The following is a 9305-nucleotide window of genomic DNA, read 5'->3' as shown; positions in this document are numbered from 1 at the left end:
CGCGTCCCAAGATTGTTCGAAGCGTTGGCGCTCGCGCGGGGCGATGGACGTTATGCCCGCTTGCTCAAAACCCTTGGCCGCGCCCAGCTTCTGATTTTGGACGATTGGGGATTGTCGGTGCTCACCGTCGCCGAGCGGCGCGATCTACTCGAAGTCCTCGAGGACCGCCATGGCCGCGCATCGACCATCGTAACCAGCCAACTTCCCGTGGACTCATGGCACGAAGTTATCGGAGATCCCACGCTCGCCGACGCCATTCTGGATCGCCTCGTCCATAACGCTCACCGCCTCCAGCTGGCCGGCGAAAGCATGCGAAAACGCAACGCCAAAACCATCACCCTTGACGAGCAGCCAGAACGCTGACTCTATCAACGCCTTGGCCGGAGCGGGCCGCTCACGATCGTCTGAATTCGGCGCTCATGATCGCGCGAGATCGCTGCTCACTATCAGTGAAATATGCACCTCTCCCCGCGCCGCTGCTCGTACTTGCGCTGCCTACCCGGTGCAACTACGTTAAGTAAGCCTTGCTGCCGGTTGCTCAACTGAAGGATTGCATGCAATGACCCCAGACAATGCCGGCCGAGGCCGACTCCGCGTGCCGCAGGAGGCCGCGCTTTGGTTGGCCATCGCCGGCATTCTTGCGGCCGCAATTTGGTTTTCCTGGAATCCAACCCCGGTTGCTCAAGCGCTTGCGGCACTTTTCATTGCCTGCGCCCTGATCCACGCCACCTTCGCCTATGGTGCGCGGAGCGCCTTGGTTCTGTTCGTTACTTGTAACGCAATTGCGTTTGCGATGGAAAACCTGAGCGCTGCCACAGCGTTTCCATTTGGGACCTTTCATTTCGTGGTCGGCGCGGACTTGCCGCAGATCGGCCTCATCCCGATCATCGTGGGACCGGTATGGTTCGTTGTGGGCTATTTTTCATGGGTGGTCGCGTCGGTTCTTTTGGATCACGCCGATCGTCAGCTCGATCGACCTTTCAATTTGGTCGCCCTGCCCATCGTAGCCGCTTTCGTGATGACCCAGTGGAATCTTGTGACGGATGCCCCTAACGCGACGATAGCCAAGGCTTGGATATGGCACGGCGGCGGTGGAATGTTCGGTGTTCCACTCTCCAACTATCTCGGCTGGCTTCTCACCTCCTGGCTGATCTGCCAGGCCTTCGCCCTCCACCTGCGCTGCGACGGCCGACGGCAGCACTTGAGGATTAGTCACAGGCTAGCGGTGATCGGCATCCTTTTCTATGTCGGCGCCGGCGTTACGCACATCGTGCCCTGGATCATGGGAGAGAGAGGCGAAGCCGTCGACGACAGAGGCTATGGCTGGCAGGTCCACGATATCCGTGAATCCACGGTCGCGATCCTGCTGCTGACGATGGTCTTCACCGCATTGCTCGCAGGGCTGCGCCTCTTGCGCCAGGCGAATTGCAAAGGCGAGCCAATCGCATCAATATCTGGCGATTGAAAGCGGGGCATGTCGTCGCAACACGGACTAGTACCCACTTTTCTTGGATCGTGAGTCGTGATTCAAGATATGGATGATACCCGAAGCAAGAGAAGTCCACCTTTCGCGGAAAGATCGCAAGGTGCTTGAGGCGTGTTGTCGCTCGCCGACGACATTGCAGCGCGATTTGAAGCGGGCGCGGATCGTTCTGTTGGCGGCGGATGGGCGCAGCACCCGATCGATCGCCAAGGAAGTTGGGGTCCAGCCGCGGATTGTCAGCCTTTGGCGGCATCGTTATGCCGACCAAGGCCTTGAAGGGCTGCAAGACAAGGCGCGACCGGGCAAGCAGCCAATCTATACGAAGGCCACCGACAAGCGGATTTTGAAGCTGCTGGACAAGCCGTCGCCGGAAGGGTTCGCACGCTGGACCGGGCCCCTGCTGGCCGAGGCGCTGGGCGATGTTGACGTCCAATATGTCTGGCGGTTCCTGCGCAGCCACAAGATCGACCTCGCGGCTCGCAAGTCCTGGTGTGAGAGCAACGACCCGAACTTTACGGCCAAAGCCGCCGATGTTGTCGGCCTCTATGTCGCCCCGCCGGCGAAGGCCATTGTGCTGTGCGTGGACGAGAAGCCCTCGATCCAGGCCTTGGAGCGAGCGCAGGGTTATCTGAAGTTGCCCAATGGCCGCGCCTTGACTGGTCAGAGCCACGATTACAAGCGGCATGGCACCACAACGCTGTTTGCGGCGCTCGAAGTCGCCACCGGAAAGATCATCGCAACGCACTCAAAACGACGTCGCCGCGTCGAGTTTCTCGATTTCATGAACAGCGTCACCGCGGCTTTTCCAAACCGGAAGCTTCACGTCATCCTCGACAACCTCAACACCCACAAGAAGAACGAGCGTTGGCTCAATGCCCACCCCAACGTGGAATTTCATTTCACGCCGACAAGTGCGTCCTGGCTCAGTCAGGTCGAGGTATGGTTTTCGATCTTGCAGGGGCAGTCGCTCAGCGGCACTTCCTTCACAAGCCTCAAGCAGCTTCAGGACCACATCGATGCCTACGTCAACGCTTACAACGACAAAGCCGAGCCCTTCGTCTGGACCAAGAAAAAGGTCCGTCAACGCCGGTTCAAAGGCCGCCGTATCACTCAGCTCTGATTCCGGGTACTAGCTCGCCGAATGGACTGGCCAACCAAAACTCTATACGCCCGAGAAGGGCGATTCCAGCGGCCGCGGCAGCTCCATCTCGGTTTTCTCGTCGGCGCGGAGGGTTGGACGCCCGGCTGGCCTGCATGTGCGCTGCATCGCGGGAGACGGTCGCCAACGAAACTGCGCGCGCCGAACTCGATTTCGCGTTGTCCACGCTCGCTAACTGGACACGCAACCAGACAGGCAAGCCGTATGATGAAAGCCGTCGGCCCGACTGTAGAGAATAGGTGGGGCTGACGTCGTCCCGCATTCCTTTTGCTTCCGTCCGCCCTAGCCTGCGATAGGGCACGCCCGCGTGCTTTCAGAATCGGGGGGCAGCCTCCCCACATTGCTAGATCCATAAAATCGCGTGCGGACGAACGCGAGCGGCGCGGCTTCACGCTGTCCACCGAGTGAGGCGGCAAGGCGGCGAACGTCGACGCCAGCACCATTTTTGGTCGGGTGAATCCGCGTGCCGGCTTCGCTTCCAATGAGGCCCCATTTGTGGGGGGAGCCGAGGCGAACAGGTGTTAGTGACATCCAAAACGCGCTCGAGACAAAGAAAGCCCTCGGCGGCTACAACCGCCGAGGGCTCCGTCTGGGCTGGCAGGGGGGATCGCAGACCCAGACGTGACAGGACCGTTAGGCAGTGAAATGACGATCCTGTATCAGGAGTTCTGGGAGATTCGCTTTAGAGTAGGCTGGCCGTGCATGCAGGGAGAGGGGGAACAATCCTGCGAAGTACAAACCCCAGTCACGCGCATCAATTCAAGCGACATATCCATTGACCCTAGCTTTGTAATCGAGGTCTTTGCCCCAGGAATCAACTGATTGAAGGCAAGCGCCTTCAAGGCGGAGAGCGTGAAGCGCCGACGCCACTGGCATCCCCGATTGTGGTTTGCCATGGGCGCCGTCGTGGTCCCAGCCGGCTTGGCTTGCGCCCTTGCGCAAGCCGCGCTCGGCGATCGCGCGCTCTCGTCAGAGCGTTCAGCGCTCACCGAAAGATGCGGTCGGTTCGCGCCGAATGGTGCCGGTAAGCGGTCATGCCCTGCTGTAGCGAGGCGTCGAGCTCATCAGGCAGCTTGGCGAAAATTCATGGGCTCCTCCGAGAAGACGACGGTCGTGACGCGCTACATCCTTCCGCGAGATGACATTGCAAGAGCCGGGCCATGCGGAAGGATCGGGATTCTTCGGCTATTTTGGGGGCTAGCTGCGGAAAAGCTGGAGGCGCACGCGTCTGCTCGATGTTTGTCACGTCCGCAACAAAAGAGACCGTTGCTGTAGCAAACGTGACGATGAGTGGCAGTTGTACGTCGGCAGACCGAGAAGGATCGGCGCAGAAGCGCGCGGCGCGCATCTTGGTTCGAAGCTTGCATGGAGAAGCAAGATGGTGGAGCAAGCCAAGCGGGAGCAAGGCAGATCGCGATGAGGGGACCAGACATCGAAGCCCTGATCAGGAAAGGCTTTTCGGACGCGGAGGTGTCCATGACTGATCTAGCCGGCGACGGCGATCATTATGGCGCCCGCGTCGTTTCGCGCGCCTTCACAGTCAAGAGCCGAAGCAGCATCAGATTGTGTATGCGGCGCTCAACGGGATAATGGGTGACGAGCTTCACGCGCTCGCGCTGACGACCGCGGTCCCGAGCGGTGCACTCGGACCTTGTCCCCCTTCAGATGAACCCAATCGAATGCGTGGCGGGCTCATGAACTCAGAAACGGAATTCGAGCTTCCTCAACTCTACAGGCATCATGTCTTTGCCTGCCACGTCCAGCGTCCGCCTACTCATCCGCACGGCAGCTGCGGTGCAGCTGGTGCGCAAGCCCTGTGGGACAGGACGAGCAAGGCGATCGAAGTGCAAGGGCTCACCGATATCGGCTTCACGGCGGCGGGCTGCCTCGGCTTTTGCAAGGCCGGTCCCTTGATGGTGGTCTATCCCGATGGCGTCTGGTACCGTCCAACCACGCCTGACGACATCGACGAAATCGTCGAGTCCCATCTCAAGGAAGGTAAACGTGTCGACCGCCTGGTGATGGTGTTGAAGCGGAGCTGAGGGCTCGGTTAAAGGCAGCTTGCGCGGGCTATCAAGTTAGTCTCGGCTTCCATCTGACGACTGGCCTCTCTGGAATCCTGGGTTACCCTCTTTCGCCAGGGTGATGAGTGGTGGTGACCTCACGGTCCTTCATCAAGAACTCCGTGCCCAACCGGGCCCTTGACCTTATAGGTGCGGCCTTCGCTTTCGTCGGGATCCTCGGTAAGATGGATGTTCCTGATCAGGGTGCGCGCTTGATCACCGTGGACGAGCCTTTGGATTTCAAGTCCCTGATCACCATGCCCTGCCACCTCCAGCGGCGAGCCGTTTGAATCCCTGACGTTGATGTCCTTGTGGCGCTTTGCGCGACGCTCGCCGAGATGGAAAATGGCTTGATCAATCACTCTTACCCTTCGATCTGGTCCGTCACCTCATGTTGGCTCCGCCAATAGCGCAAAGCTAAAGCGAATGCGGCGCCGGGCCCGGCTCCCGGCGCTGAGAGAGATGACGCTTCTTCGAACCGTCAGCTCGCTCGATCTTTTTGTTTGCGCAACCCGGTTTCCACTTTTCCCCGATCGTGCTCTTGGGTCAGAACTTGTAGGTGATGCCGCCGCCGACCAGCCATGAGTCGATATTGGCGCGCCCGGTGACCGGAATCGCCTTGTTTACGGTCGCCGAATAATCCGGCCGCAGCCACAACTTCTTCACGTCAACGTTGAAGCCCCAGTGACGGTCGAGCATGTAGTCGAAGCCGAATTGGACCGCGGCGCCAACTTGGTTGCTGATCTGCAGGTCGGTGACCGCGAGGCCAGCGACCGGCGTGTTGCCCGCCGACTGGTTGAAGAATACGGTGTAGTTGATGCCGGCACCGATATACGGCTTGAACGCGCCGAAATCGGTGAAGTGATATTGCAGCGTCAACGTCGGCGGCAACAGCCAGGATTTGCCGATGTCGAGCCCGTTGAGCGTCCCGGTGCCGTTGATGTGATGCTTGGTCGCGCCGAGAATGAGTTCGGCGGCGATGTTCGGGGTGAAGAAATAGGTGATGTCGAGCTCCGCGACCACTTGATCGCTGATCGAGAGCCCCGAATTCGGTGACGACAGGCCCGGAACGCCGAAGACGTTAACCGAGCTACCTCGAGCATCCGGCAAAACGCCGAGCACGCGCAGGCGGATCATCCAGGGATTGAATGGTTCGACCGGCGGCGCTTTGGTGTAGATCGCCGCCGATGCGAGATCGGCAGCTTGCAGCGACATGGTGGCCCCACCGAATGCCTCACGACCAGCGAGGCTGTCGTCAGAATTGTTCTTGTTCTCATCAAATTCTTCGATTCCCAAGTCAGCGCGGGGAGTCGCGCGACGTCTCTGTCACACACGCGGCATCGCGAAGGATTTGATGCGAATCAAAATCGGGCGGTCGAGACACGATTAAGTCGCCATGTTGCGAAAGGATCACGACCGTAAGGCGTGATGACTGACTTTTCTTCGAATCGTCATTCCGCTCTATATTTTTTGTTTGAGCATGATCTTCTCGGAAAAGCGGTTTCCACGTTTGCGGATCACGCTCTAATGCAATCCAGCTACAGCGGTAACGCGCGATCGAGGGGCCTCGAAGTTGCGCCGACATGCCCGCGCATACGCGGGGATTCATTGAGGCAGCAATGTTCGCCAAGTTGCCCGGCTTCCTCCTCTATCTGAAGGGTGCCGGCCGGCAATTGACTAATCAATTCCGCGTCGCCCCTTGTTCGGAAGTCGGATTGGAAATGATCCTGGTGCGGCATATGGTGGCCGAGCCGGGCGCGAGCGGCGAGTTTGGCGTTGCCTAGCCGATCTCGACATAAACCTTCGTATCGTTCCGTCCTACCCTTTGGATACCCGACGATTACCTACGTTCAATTGAGCTGCTGATGGCGGTCGTTCTAGGCTGCGTCCTGCCCTCCTTGGGCGTTTCCTCCCTAGACTTCGGCCGCTTGTGGCAACGCAGGCGGCCATTTCTTTGTCAGATGGCCGCTGACTCGCATGGCGCTCCTGTAATTGGCTCGGAAACGAGTGGGCGGGCCGTAAATGAGCGTCATCATCGATACCAATCTAGCCGAACGCCGAAGGCTAAGCTTGATGAGCTAAATAAGAAGGCGATCGACGCCATCACGTCCGGCAAGCTCACAGATGGGCGCCAGTATCAGCGCAATGTGGGGTAAAGGCGCCCGCCGCCGCTGCGCACCTGCTCGCTTAGACGCTGGAAGACATCCTGAAAGACCAGGAGGAGAGGGATGGTACGTGTTTCGACATTGGAACGCCGTTCCAATTCGGAGGAAGAGAAGGGCCGAGCTGATGAAGCTCGTTGGCGATCTGTGCACCATCGAGCTGCTGAACAACAAAGGGGTCAGCATCTACATCGAGCCGGAGAAGATCGATGGCGGGCTCATCCTGTCGACCGGCGCGATCAAGGAATCAGTCTGGCAGGACACCGTCGGCCTGGTGCTCAAGAAGGGCAAGACCGCCTTCAAGCATGAGCCGCAGACCGGCACCTATTTCCACGGCCAGGATGTCAAGGCCGGCGATTGGGTTGTATTCCGGCACGGCGATGCTCGCCGCGTCCGGATCAAGGGCGTGGATTGCCGCATGGTCGAGGACACGCTGCTCGACATGGTGGTCGACAACTCCGACGTGATCACACACCGGCTGATAGTGACACCGCTTGGCGGAGCTTTCGGGCGCACTGAACTAGAGCGGGTCGTTTTGTCGGCTTTGAGACCAATATCCACCACATGACGCTACACACACCCAGTACGAAGCGACTGTAGCCAACTTTCAAAATCGGCACATCGCTTGCTTCATTCGGGGCACCATCACCGGTCGCAGGCGGGGCGGTGCTGTAGGGACGGACTCGGCACGTCCTCCATGGCGTCCGGCCGCCCCGCCAATTTGTTGTGGGGCGACATGAAACAGCCCTTCGGCGCCTCGCTCGGCTTGATCGATGTCACTACGAATGTCGATGCGGTCGAACTGGAACGTGCAGCGAAGCGTCCACTGATGTCCGGCTTTCACGCGCAATTCAGCATCGGCGAATGTGCCGGCTCCGCCGCGATGACCGCATTGGCGGGCTGCACCTTGGGGCTTTTTCATCAACCCTAATTAAAATTATAGACGCGCGTGTAGAGCCCCGATCGTCTTCAGCGAGCCTGCTGCGCGCGCCCGAAGAAAGGGGAGCGGGGAAACTCCGCTTTCTTCGCCTCTCGTTAAACTAGCGAGTAGCGTAGCTCACCCGCTCCGGCAGTACCCTCCGGCTGCCTCGCTCGAGCATCGCTCGAGATCGTCCTGCATGCTCCGCCCAAGCAGCGACAGCACGGGCTCATGATCGAATCCCGCGCATCTTGCGCCGTCGGCGTTGATCAGCGGGCGCCTTATCAGGAGCGGATCGCTGAGCATCAGCGCGAGTGCGCTCGCCGCGTCGCTCGCGTCGGGATTGATTTGGCCTGACTTGATACGGGGCGCGGCGCGGTTGAACCAGGATCCGATCGGCGTATTGCCGAAGAACTGGCGCAGTTCCTCCGCGCGCCACGGCTCCTTCAAGATATCCTTGGCAATCACGTGGTGGCCCGCGGCCTTCAGCGCCTGCATCTGGCGCGCGTTGGTGGCGCAGTCGGGTTTTTGATAGAAAATGATCGTCGCCATGGCCTGGCCTAACTCAGCACCCTGAGCTGCACGATGGGCGCGGTGGCGCCCCGTTCGAGAATACCATCGACCTTCTTGCGGACGGCTTCCAAGGTGAGAGGCTTGATAAGCACGCCGTGCGCGCCCGCCTTGATGCCTTCGGGCGCGGTGGCCTCGTCGGATTTCTCGCAGACGATCAGGATCCGCACCTCGGAAAAATGGGCCGCCAATTGGCCGATCAACGGCGGCCCCTTTTGTTTGAAAAAGGAGGCGCCGAGCAGCACCAGATCGGGCTTCAACCAATCGACGCCCCTGACAAAAGCCTCTTCAGGCGTTGCAAGCTCGTGCGTTTCGATCTCATCGTGCAGCATAAGCTGCAAAGCCACCCGGGTGATTTCGTCATCATCGACCACGAAGACCGGTCGCTGGTCTTCCGCCTTCGCGGTTTCGACGCCCATCTGCATTATCGCTCTCCAAGCGGCTTGTATGAGAAATTAGCAATTTCCGTTCCACGCATGAACGCATCGAAAGGGCCCGCGCCAAGCCGGCTTTTGCCCGTTTGATGCTTGCGATCCTTGTTCGGCTTCTGACAGCGGCACAATTGCTGTCACCTTCAAAACACCTGGTGTCATCCGCGGGCTCGCTGGTTTTTCAACGCGAAATCAGAAGCTTAAAGAGCGTGGACAGCCTTGGCACGGGGGTTGCTATTACGATGCAGCAACACTGAGTGAGGGCTGAGTGCACGCAGACGCGCAAGACGAGCGATGCTCTCCTTCCCTTGAACCCGTGTGCCTCGTTTCTGAGAGAGAAACAAAGCTGGCGCGCGAGCCAGCGCGCAAACTTTGGCAAATCGGTTGATGCAGAGCAACATGTCTTCACTGAGACAAATCGCGTTCTACGGCAAGGGTGGCATCGGCAAGTCGACCACCTCGCAGAACACGCTGGCGGCGCTGGCCGAAATGGGCCACAAGATCCTGATCGTGGGCTG

Annotated in this window: 12 protein-coding genes and 1 pseudogene; 9 read left to right on the top strand and 4 right to left on the bottom strand. The window is 59.4% G+C overall.

Annotated elements, in window-relative coordinates:
- From ACZYOF_RS39975 to ACZYOF_RS39955, 5 genes and pseudogenes are all read left to right on the top strand, one after another.
- Nucleotides 1-363, top strand: a 363-nt coding sequence (locus ACZYOF_RS39975; RefSeq protein ID WP_463719181.1) for an ATP-binding protein, incomplete at its 5' end; no start/stop codon positions are given.
- A gap of 196 nt (nt 364-559) precedes the next feature.
- Complete coding sequence (locus ACZYOF_RS39970) at nt 560-1465, top strand: carotenoid biosynthesis protein (RefSeq protein WP_051397386.1); 906 nt, start codon at nt 560-562, stop codon at nt 1463-1465.
- Nucleotides 1466-1538: 73 nt separating this feature from the next.
- A complete protein-coding gene (locus tag ACZYOF_RS39965) occupies nt 1539-2603 on the top strand; it encodes an IS630 family transposase (RefSeq protein ID WP_463719180.1) in 1065 nt (354 codons plus the stop codon).
- 1449 nt (nt 2604-4052) lie between these two features.
- Nucleotides 4053-4276, top strand: a pseudogene (locus ACZYOF_RS39960) (BolA/IbaG family iron-sulfur metabolism protein); the annotation flags it as partial.
- Between the two features lie 60 nt (nt 4277-4336).
- Nucleotides 4337-4684, top strand: coding sequence for a (2Fe-2S) ferredoxin domain-containing protein (locus ACZYOF_RS39955; protein WP_028169327.1), 348 nt, complete (start codon nt 4337-4339; stop codon nt 4682-4684).
- 119 nt (nt 4685-4803) lie between these two features.
- Here ACZYOF_RS39955 and ACZYOF_RS39950 read toward each other — a convergent pair whose 3' ends face one another.
- Nucleotides 4804-5067, bottom strand: a complete 264-nt coding sequence (locus ACZYOF_RS39950; RefSeq protein ID WP_035693183.1) for a hypothetical protein — start codon at nt 5065-5067, stop codon at nt 4804-4806.
- A 184-nt stretch (nt 5068-5251) separates the two neighbouring features.
- Complete coding sequence (locus ACZYOF_RS39945) at nt 5252-5995, bottom strand: OmpW/AlkL family protein (RefSeq protein ID WP_455998906.1); 744 nt, start codon at nt 5993-5995, stop codon at nt 5252-5254.
- Nucleotides 5996-6324: 329 nt separating this feature from the next.
- Here ACZYOF_RS39945 and ACZYOF_RS39940 point away from each other — a divergent pair, with 329 nt between their 5' ends.
- The 3 genes from ACZYOF_RS39940 to ACZYOF_RS39930 all read left to right on the top strand — a co-directional run bounded on the left by ACZYOF_RS39940 (nt 6325) and on the right by ACZYOF_RS39930 (nt 7798).
- Complete coding sequence (locus ACZYOF_RS39940; RefSeq protein WP_155255682.1) at nt 6325-6489, top strand: hypothetical protein; 165 nt, start codon at nt 6325-6327, stop codon at nt 6487-6489.
- Between the two features lie 505 nt (nt 6490-6994).
- On the top strand, nt 6995-7435 hold the full coding sequence (locus ACZYOF_RS39935) for a hypothetical protein (protein ID WP_455998904.1): 441 nt from the start codon (nt 6995-6997) through the stop codon (nt 7433-7435).
- A gap of 129 nt (nt 7436-7564) precedes the next feature.
- Complete coding sequence (locus tag ACZYOF_RS39930) at nt 7565-7798, top strand: hypothetical protein (protein WP_207231180.1); 234 nt, start codon at nt 7565-7567, stop codon at nt 7796-7798.
- A gap of 126 nt (nt 7799-7924) precedes the next feature.
- Here the strand turns inward: ACZYOF_RS39930 and ACZYOF_RS39925 are convergent, their stop codons facing one another.
- Together ACZYOF_RS39925 and ACZYOF_RS39920 are read right to left on the bottom strand one after the other, a co-directional pair.
- Entirely contained in the window at nt 7925-8338 is a 414-nt protein-coding gene (locus ACZYOF_RS39925; RefSeq protein WP_463719179.1) for an ArsC/Spx/MgsR family protein, read from the bottom strand.
- Nucleotides 8339-8346: 8 nt separating this feature from the next.
- Nucleotides 8347-8781, bottom strand: a complete 435-nt coding sequence (locus ACZYOF_RS39920) for a response regulator (protein WP_463719178.1) — start codon at nt 8779-8781, stop codon at nt 8347-8349.
- 405 nt (nt 8782-9186) lie between these two features.
- On the opposite strand from ACZYOF_RS39920, the gene ACZYOF_RS39915 reads away from it, so the two are divergent.
- Nucleotides 9187-9305 (top strand): ArsA-related P-loop ATPase (locus tag ACZYOF_RS39915; protein ID WP_463331978.1); only part of this gene is annotated, 119 nt, incomplete at its 3' end.

The organism is Bradyrhizobium sp. LeoA1Lang (genome assembly GCF_055413685.1).
Note: the sequence above shows the minus strand (reverse complement) of the source record. Positions and strands in the feature narration are given on the sequence as shown.